This window comes from Shewanella sp. NKUCC01_JLK, from assembly GCF_019345615.1.
Classification (GTDB): domain Bacteria; phylum Pseudomonadota; class Gammaproteobacteria; order Enterobacterales; family Shewanellaceae; genus Shewanella; species Shewanella oncorhynchi.
The window spans coordinates 26,229-45,751 of sequence record NZ_JAHKRD010000001.1 but is presented as its reverse complement, the minus strand read 5'-3'; the positions used below and the strand labels follow the sequence as shown (position 1 = coordinate 45,751).

The 19,523-nt window shown below is 45.6% G+C and carries 18 protein-coding genes; 9 read left to right on the top strand and 9 right to left on the bottom strand.

Translation table 11 applies throughout. The features are described 5' to 3' along the window. Positions 1–466: 466 nt before the first annotated feature. Positions 467–1,849 (top strand): Na+/H+ antiporter NhaC family protein, encoded by a 1,383-nt coding sequence (locus tag KO537_RS00220; RefSeq protein ID WP_173244947.1) that lies wholly within the window; start codon positions 467–469, stop codon positions 1,847–1,849. A gap of 351 nt (positions 1,850–2,200) precedes the next feature. After that, positions 2,201–3,535: a glutamine synthetase family protein gene (locus KO537_RS00215; protein ID WP_219233567.1), complete on the top strand. Its 1,335-nt coding sequence runs from the start codon at positions 2,201–2,203 to the stop codon at positions 3,533–3,535. 132 nt (positions 3,536–3,667) lie between these two features. Here the strand turns inward: KO537_RS00215 and efp are convergent, their stop codons facing one another. From efp to KO537_RS00185, 6 genes are all read right to left on the bottom strand, one after another. Then, positions 3,668–4,228, bottom strand: a complete 561-nt coding sequence (gene efp / locus KO537_RS00210) for an elongation factor P (protein WP_105252465.1) — start codon at positions 4,226–4,228, stop codon at positions 3,668–3,670. 45 nt (positions 4,229–4,273) lie between these two features. Further along, entirely contained in the window at positions 4,274–5,455 is a 1,182-nt protein-coding gene (gene earP, locus KO537_RS00205; RefSeq protein WP_028759989.1) for an elongation factor P maturation arginine rhamnosyltransferase EarP, read from the bottom strand. Positions 5,456–5,541: 86 nt separating this feature from the next. Continuing rightward, entirely contained in the window at positions 5,542–6,069 is a 528-nt protein-coding gene (gene fldA, locus KO537_RS00200) for a flavodoxin FldA (protein WP_006081576.1), read from the bottom strand. Positions 6,070–6,123: 54 nt separating this feature from the next. Further along, positions 6,124–6,396, bottom strand: a complete 273-nt coding sequence (gene ybfE / locus KO537_RS00195; protein ID WP_006081577.1) for a LexA regulated protein — start codon at positions 6,394–6,396, stop codon at positions 6,124–6,126. Positions 6,397–6,406: 10 nt separating this feature from the next. Next, the gene (locus tag KO537_RS00190) at positions 6,407–6,628 is read right to left on the bottom strand and encodes a DUF2788 domain-containing protein (protein ID WP_006081578.1); all 222 of its coding nucleotides are present in this window, start codon (positions 6,626–6,628) and stop codon (positions 6,407–6,409) included. Between the two features lie 101 nt (positions 6,629–6,729). Beyond that, a complete protein-coding gene (locus KO537_RS00185) occupies positions 6,730–7,506 on the bottom strand; it encodes an alpha/beta fold hydrolase (protein ID WP_219233566.1) in 777 nt (258 codons plus the stop codon). A gap of 298 nt (positions 7,507–7,804) precedes the next feature. On the opposite strand from KO537_RS00185, the gene seqA reads away from it, so the two are divergent. Continuing rightward, on the top strand, positions 7,805–8,347 hold the full coding sequence (gene seqA, locus KO537_RS00180; protein WP_198573466.1) for a replication initiation negative regulator SeqA: 543 nt from the start codon (positions 7,805–7,807) through the stop codon (positions 8,345–8,347). A 73-nt stretch (positions 8,348–8,420) separates the two neighbouring features. Continuing rightward, the gene (gene pgm / locus KO537_RS00175) at positions 8,421–10,073 is read left to right on the top strand and encodes a phosphoglucomutase (alpha-D-glucose-1,6-bisphosphate-dependent) (RefSeq protein WP_219233565.1); all 1,653 of its coding nucleotides are present in this window, start codon (positions 8,421–8,423) and stop codon (positions 10,071–10,073) included. A gap of 117 nt (positions 10,074–10,190) precedes the next feature. Here the strand turns inward: pgm and msrA are convergent, their stop codons facing one another. After that, positions 10,191–10,670, bottom strand: a complete 480-nt coding sequence (msrA, locus tag KO537_RS00170; RefSeq protein ID WP_173244931.1) for a peptide-methionine (S)-S-oxide reductase MsrA — start codon at positions 10,668–10,670, stop codon at positions 10,191–10,193. 330 nt (positions 10,671–11,000) lie between these two features. Here msrA and astE point away from each other — a divergent pair, with 330 nt between their 5' ends. From astE to nadA, 5 genes are all read left to right on the top strand, one after another. Next, complete coding sequence (gene astE, locus KO537_RS00165; protein WP_173244928.1) at positions 11,001–12,035, top strand: succinylglutamate desuccinylase; 1,035 nt, start codon at positions 11,001–11,003, stop codon at positions 12,033–12,035. 162 nt (positions 12,036–12,197) lie between these two features. Further along, positions 12,198–13,376, top strand: coding sequence for a thiamine pyrophosphate-dependent dehydrogenase E1 component subunit alpha (locus tag KO537_RS00160; RefSeq protein ID WP_113939702.1), 1,179 nt, complete (start codon positions 12,198–12,200; stop codon positions 13,374–13,376). 3 nt (positions 13,377–13,379) lie between these two features. After that, positions 13,380–14,357 carry an alpha-ketoacid dehydrogenase subunit beta gene (locus tag KO537_RS00155; RefSeq protein ID WP_028759982.1) on the top strand — a complete coding sequence of 326 codons (978 nt, stop codon included), beginning with the start codon at positions 13,380–13,382 and terminating at the stop codon, positions 14,355–14,357. 9 nt (positions 14,358–14,366) lie between these two features. Further along, positions 14,367–15,980, top strand: a complete 1,614-nt coding sequence (locus tag KO537_RS00150) for a dihydrolipoyllysine-residue acetyltransferase (protein ID WP_173244927.1) — start codon at positions 14,367–14,369, stop codon at positions 15,978–15,980. Between the two features lie 132 nt (positions 15,981–16,112). Beyond that, positions 16,113–17,195 carry a quinolinate synthase NadA gene (nadA, locus tag KO537_RS00145; RefSeq protein ID WP_173244924.1) on the top strand — a complete coding sequence of 361 codons (1,083 nt, stop codon included), beginning with the start codon at positions 16,113–16,115 and terminating at the stop codon, positions 17,193–17,195. 159 nt (positions 17,196–17,354) lie between these two features. Here nadA and gap read toward each other — a convergent pair whose 3' ends face one another. Further along, positions 17,355–18,365 (bottom strand): type I glyceraldehyde-3-phosphate dehydrogenase, encoded by a 1,011-nt coding sequence (gene gap, locus KO537_RS00140; protein WP_006081590.1) that lies wholly within the window; start codon positions 18,363–18,365, stop codon positions 17,355–17,357. Between the two features lie 201 nt (positions 18,366–18,566). Further along, positions 18,567–19,466 (bottom strand): DUF2989 domain-containing protein, encoded by a 900-nt coding sequence (locus tag KO537_RS00135; protein WP_173244921.1) that lies wholly within the window; start codon positions 19,464–19,466, stop codon positions 18,567–18,569. Positions 19,467–19,523: the final 57 nt, after the last annotated feature.

The window sequence follows — 19,523 nt, the reverse complement described above, 5'->3', positions numbered from 1 at the left end:
TCTATATTAGCCATATCAATCGTGACAGAAGGAAATGTATTTTAGCTGATACTTAATGGTTGATTTTTAGTCAGATATTTTTGATAAGGTAAACTTATGCCGCGGCATTTTATCTTGTGATAATTAGGCATATTTATTGAATGCTTATTAAGCTAAGAAGATCATAAATGTTTAAGTTACAATCGCGTTAAAAGTCTTCTAGATTATACGGTTATGTAAAATTGTCTCGCGGGAAATAAATTTATTTTCTATCAAGTTAAATTTATAGTTGACTCAATATTCGATGCGCTTTATTTTCTGCGCGATGTTTTTGGCAAGGCACCTTAGATAGCAAGCAATTCGCGGGTTTTATCTTCAGGGTTAGTCATCATGAAGCAGCTGTGTTGACGTTCTAAATCGTGTTGATTTCAGACGTTATTCTAAAACCATTTGCCTTTTAGGCGATTTATTTAGAGGACCTAAGTGCATGTCTGAACCGACAGCGTTAAGTCTCATTCCACCTTTGGTGGTATTGGTGTTAGCTATTTGGTTACGCCGTCCTATTTTATCTTTGATCATAGGTGCGGTAACCGGTTTCCTGTTACTCGATCCCAGTCAAGTCTTAAACAATTTTGCTAGTGTGTCATTGAAGGTTATGGCCGATGAAACCATAGGTTGGTTGATTCTGGTGTGTGGTGGTTTTGGTGCGCTCATCGCACTTTTAGTACGAACTGGCGGCGCATTAGCGTTTGGCCGCAATGCACTTAAATTGGCGAAAGGACCTAAATCTTCCCTATTAATGACATTTATCCTTGGGATCGTGATTTTTATCGATGACTATCTCAATGCGTTGACCGTGGGTGAAACCATGAAGCGTGTAACGGATAAATTTAAAGTGTCCCGTGAAATGCTCGCCTATGTCGTGGACTCCACCGCCGCGCCCGTGTGCGTGTTAGTGCCATTATCGACTTGGGCGGTATTTTTTGGTGGATTACTGGTGGATAACGGTGTGGCAGCCGAAGGTCAAGGCATTGCAGTTTATATGCAAGCTATTCCTTACATGCTTTATGCTTGGTTAGCTGTGGCTATGGTGCTACTTGTAGCATTAGGTATTGTGCCCGCCATTGGTCCAATGAAGGCTGCGCAGCTGCGCGCTGCCCAAGGTGAACCCGCTGAAGCGCAAGTGGATTTCGACCAAGTGCAAACTTCGGATGAATATGCGGTTAAAGCCATAGAAGAGGAATTTAAGCACGCCGATAATCAGGGCAAACTGCATAACTTTTTAGTGCCTATTGGTTTGTTAGTTGCCTTTACCGTGTACTTTGATATCGACGTGTGGAAAGGCTTGCTGGCGACCTTAGTTATCACGATTCCTTATTATGCAGTGCAGCGTTTGATGCCATTTTCAGAGATGATGGACCAAATGATCGATGGCTTTAAAAGCATGCTACCAGCCATTAGCACTGTGATTGCGGCGTTTGTGTTTAAGGATGTGTGCGATCAGTTATTACTGCCGCAGTATGTCATTGAATCATTAAGCCCATTTATGACACCTAAATTGCTGCCTGCGGTAGTGTTCTTATCTATGGCTATACTCGCGTTTGCCACAGGTTCGAGCTGGGGTATATTTGCCGTGACGATTCCTATCGTGATGCCATTAGCGCAAGCGGTTGGGGCGGACATCCCATTAGTCATTGGGGCCTTATTGTCTGCATCATCATTTGGTAGCCAAGCGTGCTTCTACTCAGATTCAACCGTATTGGCCGCCCAAGGCTCAGGTTGTAACTTAGTGAGCCATGCTGTGACTCAGTTACCTTATACGCTTATCGCAGCAGTAATAGCATTTATCGGCTTTATTGTGATTGCATAACTTCTGTCACGATTAATATAAGAAACCAGCTACGGCTGGTTTTTTAATGTCTGCCGTAATGGGGTTAGGCGGCTAGAGTGAGTAAAAGGTGAGTAAAAGGTGAGTAAAAGGTGACTAAAAGGTGAGTAAAAGGTGAGTAAAAGGTGAGTAAAGAGTGATGAGGTTTGAACTAGAATAAACACGATTACACTGTTAAATGAATATTTTCAACTGATGTCAAATTATATTTTACGAAATTGTCATTTATATTTTACATATTTCATCGTCGCCATGTAGCTTTTCAAATCAAAGCCTGATTATACTTTGCATCCTTCAGGGCATTATTTTCAACATTAGTGGCAAACGAATCAAATGGACTCAACTCTTCTTACTGCGTTTTTCGAGCACGGCACAATACGTGATGTCGAATGTTTATTCCCTGATATTTCAGGCTATCCAAGGGGAAAGCTTATGCCAGCCCGAAGTTTTGCTCAGGGTGCTGAATTACGTATTGCCCAAGCGATTTCGATGCAGGCGATTACCGGTGAGTATTCCTACGATCCTGTTTTCCCTGATGCTGATCCTGATCTTTTACTCGTCCCCGATTACAGCACCCTCAAGATGATCCCATGGAGCACAGTGCCGCGCGCATTTGCCATCCATGACTGCGTATTACTGGATGGCAATTTATGTCCATTTGCGCCGCGCTCTATGTTAAAAAATGTGTTGGCCCGTTACCAAGCCCTTGGGTTAACGCCCGTGGTGGCCCCTGAGATTGAGTTTTATCTGACTGAATCGAATACCGATCCGAGTGTTCCGTATCAGGCGCCCATTTCAAAAAGTGGCCGAGCTGAAAATGGTCAATCCGCGTTTAGCATGAATATGCTCAATGAACTCGCACCATTTTGGGATGAGTTTAATGCCGCTATCGATGCGATTGGGATTAAAGGTGATACTTGGATCCATGAAATGGGGCTATCGCAATATGAAATTAACCTAGTGCATGGCGATCCGCTGGCCTTAGCGGATCAAGCCTTTATGTTTAAATACGCGGCGAAAGAAATCGCCATTAAACATGGCTTGAATGCAATTTTTATGGCGAAACCCATAGCGGGTCAACCCGGCAGTTCTATGCATTTACATCAAAGTGTCGTCGATGATAAAGGTCATAATATTTTCAGCCATGCTGATGGTAGTGACACTGACCGTTTTCACCACTACATCGGCGGATTACAAAAGTATCTACCTGATTTAATGTTGTTATTTGCACCCAATATCAATTCATTTAGACGTTACATTTCCGGCAGTCAAGCGCCGATTAATTTAAGTTGGGGCGTTGATAATCGTACCACTGGCCTACGTGTGCCATTAAGTGCTCCAGTGGCGAGACGGGTAGAGAATCGCATTGCGGGCGCCGATGCTAATCCGTACCTGATGATTGCCGCATCTTTGGCAGCGGGCCTTGCCGGAATAGAAGAAAAATTATCGCCAAGTGCACCAGAAACCGGGAGCGCCTACGATAGCAGCCATGACCTAGCGCAGACATTTTTAGCTGCGTTAACGCAAATGCGCCAAAGTGATTCGGCACGACGCTTACTCGGGGACGATTTTGTCACTGGCTTTGTATCGGTGAAGGAAATTGAATTCCAAAGTTATTTGAGTGAGATAGGGGCTTGGGAGCGACGTTTCTTAGGGCCGCAATGCTAACGCTTATTTAATGAGGGGATTTTGCTGGATAACACCTATTCCCTTGAGTGACTCGACACATCACTAAAAAAACAGCAACAAAAAAGCCAGTGCAAGCACTGGCTTTTCTGTGTCTGGAAACGAGAAGGGCGATTAAACGCGCTTCTTGAATTCACCAGTACGAGTGTCGATTTCAATTTTGTCGCCTACTTTCACGAAGTCAGCAACACTCACTGTGCCACCGCCAGTGATAGTCGCTGGCTTCATCACTTTACCTGAAGTATCGCCACGAGCTGAAGGCTCAGTGTAGATCACTTCACGTACGATAGTGGTTGGCATTTCAACAGAGATAGCTTTGCCATCATAGAAAGTCACTTGGCAAGTTTCTTCCATACCATCAACGATATAAGCCGCTGCATCACCTAGGTTTTCAGCTTCTACGTCGTATTGGTTGTATTCTGCATCCATGAATACAAACATAGGATCTGCAAAGTAAGAATATGTGCAGTCAAGACGATCTAAGATGATGTCTTCTAACTTATCTTCACCTTTGAAAGTCGTTTCAGTACCAGAGTTAAGCAGTAAGTTTTTCAACTTTAACTTAACGATAGCAGCGTTACGGCCAGAACGAGTTGTTTCAGTTTTCTGCACAACCCATGGGCTGCCATCTAACATGATCACGTTACCAGGACGGATTTCATGAGCAGTTTTCATTACACTATTTCCTATATTTAGATTTTTCTGTTTTCGCGCAGTATCTTAGCTGTTTTTAACGAACTGAACTAGTCGAGTAGCGAGATCTGCAGCATTTAATGCATTAATTGGCCATTGTTTAGCATGGTGATGCAACAAGGGCAAATTAACAGGATTAAGGTTTTGCCAGTGAAGGCTCACGGCTGATTGCTGTGCTTGGTTGAACGCGAGATTCAATTCAGACCAATAACAAGCAATTTTAGGTGGCAGATTATCGCAGTAAAGTTTGAGAAAAGCTTCTAATTTTACGAGGTGATAATCATCTTCTTGGGGATAAATGTGCCAAATGAAGGGTTTTGCGGCCCATTGGGCACGTAAAAAGGAATCTTCACCGCGCACGATATTAAAATCACAGCTCCAGAGCAGGCGATCAAACCCCTGTTGGTCTGTCATAGGTAAAATGTGCAGGGTTAAATTACCATGATTTATCTGTTGACCCGGCACTAGATCGGCAATCTCACAGGGCAGTAAATGTGTCAGACTGTTTAAGCTACGCCCCTTTGGGAGCAGCGCATGGATTTTTTCTACCGATTGCTGCCATAACTCACATAATGCGGGTAGCGCCTCGGTCTCATAGCTAAAAACGCTAATCACTGTGTCTTGTGCCTGAATGTCCTTAAGACCTAGATCAGTAAAAAGCTGCAATTTATTGGCAGTATCAGCTTGCCAAGCATCACGCTCTGCAAACAAATTTTGCTCGCAAATGAGTCCACCCGTTTTGGCGCTAAAACCGGGAAAGTAGAAATACTTTTTCAAACCATTGGCTTGTAACGATGGCAAACCATGGCAGCCTTCAACCCAATCCTCTGCGCTTAAATACTCTAAATTCAGCCAAACAGGTACAGATTTTGGGGCGTTCTGATGTAAATAAGCCAGCTGCTCTTTTACCTGTTCGGGGAGTTCACAGGCAAAGGCTTCGATGAGCACTGCTCCTGCGACAAACTCTATAGGTAAAGGCTCTTTCCAATGAATAATATTCACACCATTGAAGGTTTGAGTGGCTTTTAGTGGATCGAGTGTCGGTAAGATATGCGAGAAGCTTGCGAGGTCGTCGACCCACAAATTAACGGGGATCTGATACTCATTGGCTATTTGTTTGGCTAAACGCCAAGTGACGCCAATATCGCCATAGTTATCAACGACGGTGCAAAAAATATCCCAATGATTGGAGCGAGGTGTGTTGCTCATGAGTGTGGTATGTCGTTATTCTTAGTCAGAAATATATGCATAAAAAAAGCGGCGTTAAAGCCGCTTTAATCAAATGGTTAACAGAATTAATCTTCTAATTCAGCTAAACACATTTCTTCGTAAATTTGCTTAACCCAAGCATCAACACGTTCTTCAGTCAGCTCTGGCTGGCGATCTTCATCGATACCTAAACCAATAAAGTGGTCGTCATCGACTTGACCTTTAGAGGCTTCAAAATTGTAGCTTGCAGTTGGCCAATGGCCGATGATGATACCACCACGGGCCTGAACAATATCGCCAACCATGCCCATGGCATCAAGGAAGTACTCAGCGTAATCTTCTTGATCACCACAACCAAAAATAGCGACAAGTTTGTCAGTAAAATCAATTTGCTCTAATTCAGGGAAGAAATCATCCCAGTCACATTGCGCTTCACCGTAATACCAGGTCGGGATGCCGAACAGCAGCAAGTCATACTCTGCAATCTGTTCTTTGGTACTTTTGGCGATATCTTTCACCTCAACCATTTTTTTACCCAGTTTTTTCTGGATCATCTTGGCTACAGCTTCGGTGTTACCTGTGTCGCTACCGAAAAAAAGACCTACAGTTGCCATTGTCTATCCTTTAATGTCTAGTTCACTTATTAGGTTAATCTTGCTGGTACTCGTTCAGCACTCAACTTGTTGCTGAAGAATTAATTCGATTAACTGGCTACGGCTGATGTTACTGGCCAATGCCTGCTCATTCAAGGCGTCATACAAATCTTGTGACACCTTTAACTCTATTCGCTTTAATCCGTTGGCTTTATCGCGCTGGATTTGATTGCGTTTGTTGACCTTAAGCTGTTGGCTACGGGACAAAGGATTGCTACGTGGTCGGCCCCGGCGCTTTTCGTTGGCAAAAAGGTCAATAGTGGTTCTGTCTGTCGCTTCTTTTGCCATGTTCTTATTGTTAACCGATCCCTGAGCCTTCCCAAGTGATCTGGATAATACCTTTTACAATAAACCCGGCGCAGCCGAGAAATAACACTAACCAAACAATAAATCGACCAAATTTTGGCACGTTACCTTGTTTAAGCACATCGTGGATGGCCATGCCGATAAAGAAAAATATCGAGGCAAAAAACAGGTTCAGGCCGATGGTTTCAATTTGTTCCATGTACTGAGATAACATACTTTCTTAGTCCTTGAGAGTGTTCTAAGGCCAAAAGAGGCGCGAATATATCACAACAAGATGGCGGCTGCCATATGCTTTCGGTCGAGTTTGCTGCTGATTTACATTGAATGTTTGTCAATAAATTCAGACACGATCCGGTTAAAAATGGCGGGTTTTTGCGCATGCAACCAATGACCACATCCTTCAAGTGTTTTTGCCTGTGCCGCGGGGAATTGCGCCATGATAGCGCTTTTGTGCTCGCTAGTGACATAATTTGAGTCGCCGCCGCGAATAAACAGACTTGGTCCAGCATAGCTTTGTACTGGATTTAGTGTCTGATTTTGCCAGCCAATAATATTAGGATAACAAGCCTTTAGGCCACTTAAGTTCATTTTCCAACGAAAGCCAGTATCAGTGCGTTGTAGATTTTTGAGTAAAAATTGTGCCGTTGCTTCGTCAATACCATTGTCAATTAAGTGGTTTAGGGCAAAGCGTCTGTCGGTATGGCCTTCTAAGGGCAGACTTTCTAATGCCGCAAACACTGTATCGTGTCTTGGCTCATAGGCGACGGGGGCGATATCGGCTGCCACCATGCTGATAATGCGCTCTGGATGAGCTAACGCCGTCGCCATGGCGATTTTACCGCCCATGGAGTGACCCACAATATGGGCGCGTTCAATAGCCAGTTCGTCGAGCAAGCTGATCATTACAGTGGCGAGGCGAGGGTAGTCCATTTGATCCCAATGCTCACTTAAACCATGATTGGGCACATCGACACGAATAACTTGATACTGATTTTCTAATACTTGCCCTAGACCTTTGAGGTTATCTAGATTACCGAACAAGCCGTGGATCAAGAGCACTGCGGGTCCTTGGCCTGTGGAAACAAAGTTCATGGTGATTCCTGTTGGAGATTTTTAGCTTAGCGTGACGCGAATTGTGCCCTTAATGCCGTTGGCTTGACAAGTCAGTTGCCATTTCTATAGTGGGGGCGGCCAGTAACTTGTGTGCTTTTTCGGCAATTGTCGATTAACTGCTAGTTTGCTGTGCTATTTCCCGCACTTTTAGAATAATGGCGCTTTATCAGATTGATAGAGATAGATACACTGGTAACAGATCGCAATGATCTGCCCCGATCGCTGTGGTACACTTTTTTCGGTTAAGCCTGTCGAATAACAAAGGATAATTAAGGTTATGAAATATATCGAAGTAGATGAAGAGCTCTATCGTCATATTGCCAGCAAAACAGAACGTATTGGTGAGAGCGCCTCTGACATTCTTCGTCGATTACTCGGCCTGTCCGTCGATGCGGTCGAACAACCCCAGCCTTTGGCGATTAGCCAACCCAGTCTTGAAGCTGAACCTATTCAGCCCATCGCGGCGCAAACAGTGCCAGCAGTGAATGATTTTAGTCGCTTAGTCGATGAACATCAGTTATCGCAGCAAAAAGGCGCAGTAGGTCGTTTTCTGTTTTTGCTCGAAAGTTTGTATCAATTAGCCCCAGAGCAATTCTCACAAATTTTGCAGATCCAAGGGCGCGATCGTTTGTATTTTGCTCGCTCTAAGGAGCAACTGCTCGAAGCGAGTGCTTCGGCTAACCCAAAAGAAATTGGTGCAAGTGGTTTCTGGGTAACGAGTAACAACAATACCGCCAAGAAACGCACTATTTTATCGGAAGTTTTAGTGCAATTTGGTTGTGATGCGACAGTAGCAGCGGGCATCGCCGAGCGCGTTTAATCCGCGGGTGAGCCTGGTTAGTACGACATTTTTCTACTTTTTCTAATTGTAATTGAGTGCAGGAGAGCCATAGGTGGCAATACATCAAAGGGCAGGACAAATCGCTAATCAGACGGATCTGGTCAATATTCCAAAACTGATGAGCCATTATTACAGCATCACGCCAAATATGGATGACGTACAACAACGCGTCACCTTTGGCACTTCTGGGCACAGAGGCTGCGCTTCCAATGGCAGTTTTAACCAACAACACATTTGGGCGATTACCCAAGCTGTGGTGGATTATCGCCAATCGGTGAATATCAATGGGCCGTTGATCCTCGGGATTGACACCCATGCGTTATCCTACGCCGCTTATTTATCGGCCATTGAAGTGCTGGCGGCAAATAAAGTCACAGTGCACATCCAGCAGAATGATGGTTTCACGCCAACACCAGTGGTGTCCCATGGGGTGATTTGCGCCAATCGCGAAGCCAATATTACGGGTGCGGCATTGTCCGATGGTTTGATCATTACGCCTTCCCACAATCCGCCTCAAGATGGTGGGATTAAATACAATCCACCTCATGGCGGACCGGCCGAAGGAAATATCACGGCTTGGATTGAGTCGCGGGCCAATGATTACTTGCGCCAAGCGTTAGCTGGCGTGCAAAAATTAGCGTATGCCGAAGCGCTGACTTCGGGTTATGTGCAAGCCATTGATTTGATCACGCCCTATGTGGTTGATTTAGAAAATGTTATCGACATGCAAGCGATTGCCAACGCTAAGCTGCGTATCGGTGTGGACCCGCTCGGTGGTTCAGGGATTTTCTACTGGGCACCGATTACCGCGCGTTATGGACTCGATATCACGTTAGTTAATGATAAAGTTGACCCAAGCTTTAGCTTTATGCCGCTGGATAAAGACGGTAAAATCCGCATGGATTGCTCGTCTCCCTATGCGATGGCAGGTTTACTCGCCCATAAAGAATCCTTTGATTTATGCCTTGGTAATGATCCTGACTATGACCGTCACGGCATCGTTTGCCCTGGTACGGGTTTGATGGATCCGAATCATTATCTTGCGGTCGCTATCGATTATTTACTGACACACAGACCAGATTGGAGCGATACCTTAGCCATAGGTAAAACCTTAGTATCGAGTGCGCTTATCGATAAAATTTGTGCTTTCCACGGCAAAACGTTACTCGAAGTGCCAGTGGGTTTTAAGTGGTTTGTCGATGGTTTAGCCGAAGCCACAATCGCCTTTGGCGGTGAAGAGAGTGCTGGCGCGGCATTTTTACGCCGTGATGGCTCTACTTGGTGTACGGATAAAGACGGTTTTATTCTAGGGTTACTTGCGGCAGAGATCCTTGCGGTGACAGGTAAAACCCCAGGTCAGCGTCACCAAGAGTTAGTAAAACAATTTGGCCAAAGCTTTTATAAGCGTATCGATAGCCCAATCAGTCTTGAAAACAAGGCCAAATTTGCGTTATTGAATGCTGAAACCTTAAATGCCACTGTGCTTGCGGGTGAGTCAATCGAAAACGTGTTAACCCATGCGCCGGGCAATAATGCGGCCATTGGTGGCATCAAAGTGACTACGGCGAATGGTTGGTTTGCGGCGCGTCCATCGGGCACGGAAGCGTTATTTAAGATCTACGGCGAAAGTTTTATCAGTGAGCAACATTTAGCTGAGATCATCAAAGATGCGCAGGCATTAATTGATAAGGCGCTAAACGCTTAATCCAGTAGTAGGTTTAGCTAACGCCTCAAAATAAAAAAACGCACTCAGATTTGAGTGCGTTTTTGTTTGTGTCTAATTCAGCTGTGAGTAGTTGATCTAATACTGATTTGACCGTACTTAGTATTCGATATGACAACTCGGTAAGTTATTCTTATCGATGTAATTTTGATGATATTCCTCAGCAACATGGAACTGTTGCAATGGCACAATTTCAGTGACGATATGGCGTAATCCCCAACGACCTGAGCGGGCAAAAGCTAATTTTGAGGCTTCTGCGGCCGCTTTTTGCTCACGGTCGTGGAAGAAAATGGTGCTGCGATATTGGGTGCCAATATCTCCGCCTTGCATGTTCAGACTCGTTGGATTGTGGTTTTTCCAAAATACATCGAGCAAGTCTTCATAACTGACAAGGGCGGGATCGAATTCCACTTGCACCACTTCGGCATGGCCCGTTTTGCCTTTTTTGACTTCTTCATAGGTTGTCGCCGCATTATTGCCGCCCATATAGCCGCAGGTGACATTCGATACGCCGTTCACTTGTCTAAAAAAATACTCTACGCCCCAGAAACAGCCGGCACCAAAGGTTGCTAACGCCATAATTAAATCCAATAGAAGTCTAGATGGCTAAGGATTGTGATAAAACTTGAGTGCAAAAGCAAGCCTCAAGCTGGAATATTTATCATGGGAAATTCTTAGGGAATGTCCTAAGAATTTAACAATCAGCTTAGTTGAATGTCATTCCGCTTAAAACTGGGTCCTACGGCAATAAATGTCTGAGAACAGCACTAAAAACATGTGTTAGTATTGAAGCCGTTTTTTAGGTGCGAGTGAGACTAACCGCGGTGAGATAAATGCTTAAGTGGTTATTACTGCCTGTACTTATGCTATTGCGCCAATACTGTTACACATCATTATAAGGAGAATTCTGTGTTACAAGCTCTGTTAGATTCAAAGGATTTTTTAGCGCTCACCTTAGCCCATCCTGAACAGTTCGATGGCGAATTTTCATTTAACTTAGGCGATCATACTCAAGTGGAAGTGTGGGATACCGGTGTTATTGTTTTCGAACCAGTAAAGAATGAAGGAAAAGATATTGTGCTTTCCTGCGGTGTTCACGGTAACGAGACCGCGCCCATTGAACTCTGCAATAGCTTAATTAAACAACTTCTACAGCAAAAGATCATCGCAAAGCAGCGCACTTTATTTCTCATTGGTAACCCATTAGCGATTAATAACGGCACGCGGATTATTGACGAAAACATGAATCGTCTCTTTAGTGGTGAGCATTCCAATCCACCAGGGTTAGTGAACCCTGAGCGAGTACGCGCGAAAAAACTCGAAGCCTATGTCGATCGTTTTTATACTGCGGTTGCCGATGGACGTCAGCGCATCCATTATGATCTGCACACGGCGATGCGCGCCTCGAAGCATGAAAAGTTCGCTATCTATCCCTATCGTCCTGGGCGCGCCTTTAGCGGCGAGCAAATTATGTTTTTAGCCGCAAGCGGCGTCGATACAGTACTTTTCCACCACGAACCGACCACGACCTTCAGCTATTTTTCCTCTGAACGCTACGGTGCCGATGCCTTTACCATTGAGCTTGGCAAAGTGTATCCCATGGGGCAGAACGACATGACGCGTTTTATCGCCACCCATGAAATGTTCATGCGCTTGATCACCGCTAAGCCGTTGGCGCTGGATGCATTTGATGCCGATAAGGTTAACTTGTACCAAGTGTGCCGCGTCATCAATAAACATTTCGATGATTTTGAATTTACCTTCGCAACAGATGTCGAAAACTTCAGATCTTTCCCGAAGGGCTTTGTTTTAGCGCGGGAAGGTGGGCAAGAAATTAAAGTGGAGCACGAGTTTGAGTCTGTCGTGTTCCCTAATGCCAAAGTGCCTATTGGCAATCGCACTGTGATTTGCCTGATCCCTGCGGTGAATGCGGACGTGCGTTAGGCTTGTAAAGCAATATATACATGCGTGGCAGGGATAACTTGTGGTTTGAGCTATGCCAATGGTTGATAGGTAGTTTACGTTAACGTAATGTTCGTCGGGCATATTCGTATAAACAGACGCATCAAAACGCTTTGATGCGTAATGAGATAACAAGAGCACAATATGAGCAAAGCAACACTCAACACTGATACAGTGCACCGTGTCGGCTTCTTGGATAAGGCATCGCTACACATTCCTATCCTTCGAATTCTACAAGCCGACGGCACCACTTATGAAACCGCGGTTTTGCCTGTGATAGATGAAACCTTAGCCACTAAAATTTACGATACCTGTGTATTCACTCGGGTACTTGATGAACGTATGCTTGGCGCCCAGCGTCAAGGGCGCATCAGCTTCTACATGACCTGTACGGGTGAAGAAGCGGCGATTGTCGGCAGTGTGGCCGCACTCGATCAAGAAGATGTGATCCTCGCGCAATATCGCGAGCATGCGGCGCTGCGTTATCGCGGCTTTACCACTGAACAGTTTATGAATCAGATGTTCAGTAACGAGAAAGATCTTGGTAAAGGTCGACAAATGCCAATCCATTACGGTAGTGCGGCATTGCATTATCAAACGATTTCTTCACCGTTAGCCACGCAAATCCCGCAGGCGACTGGTGTGGGCTACAGCTTAAAAATGCAAGGTAAGCGCAAAGTCGCGGTTTGTTATTTTGGCGAAGGCGCTGCATCGGAAGGGGATTTTCATGCTGGCCTAAACATGGCCGCGGTACTGAAATGCCCAGTGATTTTCTTCTGTCGTAACAATGGCTACGCGATTTCTACCCCCACTGAAGAGCAGTTTGCCGGTAACGGTATTGCCAGCCGTGGTGTCGGTTATGGCATGCACACCATTCGTGTTGATGGTAATGACATGTTGGCCGTGTTAGCCGCAACTCAGCAAGCCCGCGCCTATGCGATTGAGCATAATGCGCCTGTGCTGATTGAAGCCATGACTTATCGTCTCGGCGCGCACTCTTCTTCAGACGACCCCTCTGGTTATCGCTCGAAAGATGAAGAAGCCAAGTGGCAGCAACACGATCCGGTTAAACGCTTCAAATTATGGCTTATCAACAAAGGTTGGTTGGCTGAAGCGGATGATGTGAAACTGCATGAAAAATATCGTGAAGAAGTATTGGCTGCGGTAAAAGTGGCTGAAAAAATTCCTGTGCCTATGCTGGATGAAATTATTGAAGATGTGTACGACAAGCCGACGCCAGTGCTGAAAAAGCAACTCGCCGAGCTTAAAGAACATATCAAGAAATATCCGCAAGCCTATCCAAAAAGTGCAGGGAGACTATAAGCCGTGGCTGAAATGAATATGTTACAGGCCGTCAATGAGGCCTTGTCGATTGCCATGCAAGCCGATGAACGCATGGTGGTTTTTGGTGAAGATGTGGGCCACTTTGGCGGGGTATTTCGCGCCACCTCCGGTCTTCAAGAAAAATTCGGTCGCGCTCGCTGCTTTAATACGCCGCTGACAGAGCAAGGTATTGCCGGTTTTGCCAATGGTTTAGCCTCAAATGGCATGACCGCCGTGGCTGAAATTCAATTCGCCGATTATATCTTTCCGGCGTTTGATCAAATCGTTAACGAGTCGGCTAAGTTCCGTTACCGTAGCGGTAATGAGTTCGATGTCGGTGGATTAGTGTTCCGTACGCCCTATGGCGGCGGTATCGCGGGCGGCCATTATCACTCTCAATCACCCGAAGCTTATTTTACCCAGACACCGGGATTAAAAGTGGTGGTGCCACGTAACCCTGAGCAAGCCAAAGGTCTGCTGTTGGCGTCAATCCGTGACAAAAATCCGGTGATCTTCTTTGAGCCTAAGCGTTTATATCGTGCATCGGTTGGCGAAGTGCCAGCGGGCGATTATGAAATTGAACTGGGTAAGGCTGAAGTGGTTCGCGAAGGTAAAGACATCACCTTAGTGGCGTGGGGCGCGCAAATGGAAATCCTTGAAAAAGCCGCCGACATGGCCGCTAAAGAAGGGATCTCCTGTGAAGTTATCGATTTACGCACCTTGTCACCCTGGGATATCGATACCGTTGCCGATTCAGTCAAAAAGACCGGACGTTTACTGGTTAACCATGAAGCGCCATTAACCGGTGGTTTTGCTGGTGAGATAGCGGCGACGATTCAGCAAGAATGCTTCTTGTATTTAGAGTCACCCATCAGCCGCGTTTGTGGTTTAGATACCCCGTACCCACTCATTCATGAAAAAGAATACATGCCAGATGCATTCAAAACGTTTGAAGCCATCAAAGCATCAGTGACCTTCTAGGAGTCCGGTATGATTAAAGATTTTATTTTGCCGGATATTGGCGAAGGTGTTGTGGAGTGTGAGTTGGTTGAATGGTTGGTCAAAGAAGGCGACACAGTCGTTGAAGATCAGCCGATTGCCGATGTCATGACAGACAAAGCCTTAGTGCAAATCCCTGCGCCTTTTGCTGGCGTAGTCACTAAGCTGTATTACGCCAAGGGCGATATTGCGAAAGTGCATGCGCCGCTTTATGCCGTACAAATTGAAGGTGCCGTTGAAATCGCGGGCGAAGAATCTGTTGCGGCTGCAGCTGCGACAATCGCAAAAGCTGCTGAGCCAGTGGCAGTCACAAACGCGACCACGTCATCCAGTTCGTCTGTCAGCATTGAAGAATTCTTGCTACCAGATATCGGCGAAGGCATAGTTGAATGTGAGCTAGTCGAATGGTTGGTGAGTGAAGGTGATTGGGTTGAGGAAGATCAACCGATTGCCGACGTGATGACAGATAAAGCGCTGGTGCAAATTCCTGCCATTAAAGCGGGTAAAATAGCCAAACTGCATTATCGCAAAGGTCAGCTTGCCAAAGTGCATGCGCCTTTATTTGCCATTGAAGTTGAACAGGCGGCTTCTGCACCTGCAGCGACAACAAATACAGATAATGCGGCACCTGCAGCGCAGGCTGTGAGTGCAGAGCCTGCTCGTCAAGGTAAAGCCTTAGCCAGCCCAGCAGTTCGCCGTATGGCGCGGTCGTTAGATATCGATTTGAGCCAAGTACCTGGCACAGGAAAGCACGGCCGTGTGTATAAGGAAGACATCACTCGCTTCCAACAAGGCGCGAGCAATGTTTCTGCTCCAAGTGTGGCTCAGGTAAAAGAGGCGTCAGTTCAAGCGACTCAAGCATCTCAAACCCAAGTCCCAACATCTACAGTGACTCAACGCGCTGACACGGTTGAGCCTATCCGCGGCGTAAAAGCTGTGATGGCACGCATGATGGTGGAATCTGTGTCGAGCATTCCGCACTTTACCTATTGTGAAGAGTTTGATTTAACAGACTTAGTTGCACTGCGTGAAAGCATGAAAGTGAAGTATTCGTCTGATGAAGTGAAGCTGACCATGATGCCTTTCTTCATGAAGTCAATGTCGCTCGCGTTAAGTCAGTTCCCTGTGATGAACAGTCAAGTGAATGCGGATTGCACTGAACTGACTTATAAGGCGCGTCACAATATCGGCATGGCGGTGGATTCTAAAGTCGGTCTCTTGGTGCCCAACATCAAAGATGTGCAGGACAAGAGCATTTTAGAAGTGGCCGCAGAAATCACCCGCCTGACCCAAGCAGCCCGTAGCGGCCGCGTGGCGCCAGCGGATCTGAAAGACGGCACTATATCTATTTCTAACATTGGCGCTTTAGGTGGCACAGTGGCGACGCCTATTATCAACAAACCTGAGGTGGCGATTGTGGCCTTAGGTAAGTTGCAAACCCTACCGCGCTTTAACGCGAAAGGGGAAGTCGAAGCTCGCCAAATCATGCAAGTGAGCTGGTCAGGTGACCATAGAGTGATCGATGGCGGCACCATTGCTCGCTTCTGTAATCTGTGGAAACAGTATCTTGAGCAGCCACAAGAGATGTTATTAGCGATGCGCTAAGCCGCTGGCACGAATAACTGACACTAAAAGGACGCTAAAAGCGTCCTTTTTTATTTGCTTTGCACAAATGGGTTAATCTTTTGATCCCGATTACGTATAATTCCCGAACGTAGTTATCCTGATGGATGTGTTATGAGTCAGTTAGCCCCCAGCCCATTTGCTCCAACAATAGAAACCATTGATTACCCGTTTCCGCCTAAACCAGTGCCTTTGTCCGATGCGCAAAAAGCCGATTATAAGGCGCGGATCAAACAACTGCTCATTGAAAAAGATGCCGTTCTGGTTGCCCACTATTATACCGATCCTGAAATCCAAGCCCTCGCCGAAGAGACTGGCGGCTGTGTTTCAGACTCCTTAGAAATGGCGCGCTTTGGCCGCGATCACCCAGCAAAAACCTTAATCGTTGCTGGGGTCAAGTTTATGGGCGAAACCGCCAAGATTTTAAGCCCAGAAAAAACCATTTTAATGCCGACCCTTGAAGCGACCTGTTCATTGGACTTAGGTTGTCCAATCGATAAGTTCAGCGCTTTCTGCGACGCGCACCCAGATCATACTGTGGTGGTTTACGCCAATACCTCGGCTGCGGTTAAAGCGCGTGCCGATTGGGTGGTGACCTCAAGTATTGCTCTCGAAATCGTTGAGCACTTAGACAGTGAAGGTAAAAAGATCATTTGGGGACCCGATCGTCATTTAGGCAGCTATATTGCCAAACAGACGGGCGCCGACATGTTGATGTGGCAGGGCGATTGTATTGTTCATGACGAGTTTAAATCTAATGCGCTGCGCGATATGAAAAGCGTTTACCCAGATGCAGCTATTCTTGTGCATCCTGAGTCGCCAGCCAGTGTGGTGGCGATGGCCAATGCTGTTGGCTCGACCAGTCAGCTGATTAAAGCGGCGCAGACCATGCCGAATGAGCGTTTTATCGTGGCAACCGATCGCGGCATTTTTTATAAAATGCAGCAGGCGGCGCCAGGTAAAATTTTAATTGAAGCGCCAACGGGCGGAAATGGCGCAACCTGTAAGAGCTGTGCCCACTGTCCTTGGATGGCGATGAACGGTTTGCAGGCAATTGAAGCGTCACTCGCCGACAGCGATAAAACCACCCATGAGATTTTTGTAGATGAAGACTTAAGAGTTAAGGCGCTTATTCCGCTGACGCGTATGCTGGATTTTGCCAAGACACTGAATATGAAAGTGAAGGGTAATGCCTAAGCGCGTTATTTAGCTTTTCTTCAGCCTAATAAAAATCCCTACCATAGCGTGGGGATTTTTTATGTCTGTTGTTTTTATTAAAACTAAGGCAATAAAAAGCCTCGCAAATGCGAGGCTTGATTGAGTAACGCGGGATCTAATGACTAGATTACTTTACGCTTACTTGGCGTTCATCAGTGCAACCGCGTTATCTAACATACGGTTACTGAATCCCCACTCGTTATCATACCAAGACATCACTTTCACTAAACGACCGTTTACACGGGTTTGAGTTGCGTCAAAGTTTGAAGAAAACGCATTGTGGTTAAAGTCGATAGACACCAATGGCTCTTTGTTTACCGCTAACACTTCGCTCAATGGCGCAACGCTGGCAGCGCGTTCGATAATGGCATTCACTTCTTCAACTGTCGTATCACGGGCAGCGATGAAAGATAAATCCACGAGTGATACGTTAACTGTAGGTACACGAACCGCTAAACCGTCGAATTTACCTTGTAATTCAGGTACAACCAAACCTACAGCAGCTGCTGCGCCAGTTTTAGTTGGGATCATTGACAGTGCCGCAGCACGGGCACGACGTAAATCTGTGTGGTACACGTCAGATAAACGTTGATCGTTGGTATAAGCGTGAATGGTGGTCATCAGGCCTGATTCGATACCAATCTCGTCATTTAACGGCTTAGCAAAAGGGGCTAAACAGTTTGTTGTACAAGAAGCATTTGAAATCACTGTCATGTCTGAGGTCAGCACGTTGTTGTTCACACCGTAAACAACTGTGGCATCCACATTTTTACCTGGAGCAGAAATAATCACTTTCTTCGCGCCAGCGGTTAAATGTGGTTGAACGGTTTCTTTAGAAGTGAAGATACCGGTACATTCGAACACCACGTCTACTTGCAACTCAGCCCATGGTAGTTTTGCAGGATCACGTTCTTGGAAAGTGAGGATCTTATCGCCATTCACATAAATAGCTTCGGCATCATGGTCAACTTTCGCATTGAAACGACCATGAACAGAATCGTATTTTGTCAGGTGAGCGTTGATTGAAGCGTCGCCTAAATCATTAATAGCGACAATCTTGATTGGATAAGCTTTTTCGCTTTCGTACAAGGCGCGTAATACGTTTCTACCGATACGGCCATAGCCATTTATTGCTACACGGATAGTCATCTCATATCCCTCTGGTGATTATAAAATTCAACTGGTAGTAAAATTACCAAACTGACAGCTATCGTCAAGTTAAATCGGCATTTTACCGCTGTCTTGATTAACAAATTAGGTATTTTTTTTACATCGGTCGCGAAATCGCCATTTTTCACGCGTTAATTGGGTAAAAAATTACAAGATGGCAAACATTTTGCCATCAGTTGCTTAGTTTACTTTTTCGACAGGCGCAGGCGGCACCACCTCAGTTGCAGTTGGCGCTTGGGCAACCGCTTGAGGATCAAGCCATTGTCTTACTGGACTCATAGAATAAGTGCCCTTTTTTAGCACATCGATAAGGGCTTGGGCTTTTAGATCGAGTTCAGTCGCCAGCGTTTTATTGCCACCGAGCAAGGCTAGCATTTTTTCCTCAGAATACTTCTGCTGCGTAAGTAGTAAATTTGCTTTCGTCAGCATATAGGATTTATCTAAAACTTGTTGCTGGCGATAGGCAGATGCGAGCCCAAGTAACCAGTTAACGTCGAAATCATCGTAATGGATCTCCGCAAAGACTTTAAGATAGAGTTGTTGCGCTTTGATGGCATTTCGATTGCTGTAATAGGTTGCGACTTGGGCAAGTAGAAAGGGGTCAGTCACTTCGCCGGCGTTTTCCTGTTCTAATAATCTATTTAACGCTGCGGTATCGCCAAAGCGAGTCCATTGGTAATAGGACATAAAAGGGTCTTGCCGTTCACGGGTTTGATCTTGTAGTAAACTTAAATTTTGAGTGCTTAGTCTAAAGGCTCTGGCTCTATCAGCTGTGCGATTGGTGTGGATGATATGCTGAACGCCAGAGGCGAGTTCAATGCAACGGCTGTAATCCTCAAGGTAGGTTAATTGTGAGTAGAGCTGCTTACCTGTGAGGTTTTCGTTGTCTTTTAACATGTAGCGGTTTTGGATAAGTTTGGTCTTTTCAGTCAAACACCAGCTATCCTTATGCAAATCGGCACAAATTTCAGGATTATTTTTACAAATTGCTGAGATATTTCGGTCATTATCACAACCGAAAAGACCGAAAAAGCTCATCCCTAAGGTAAATGATGTAATTATTACTAGATTTTGTCTCAAAACACTCTCCAAACGATAATTTTTCTAATAAAATTACAGATTTACAGAAAATATCTT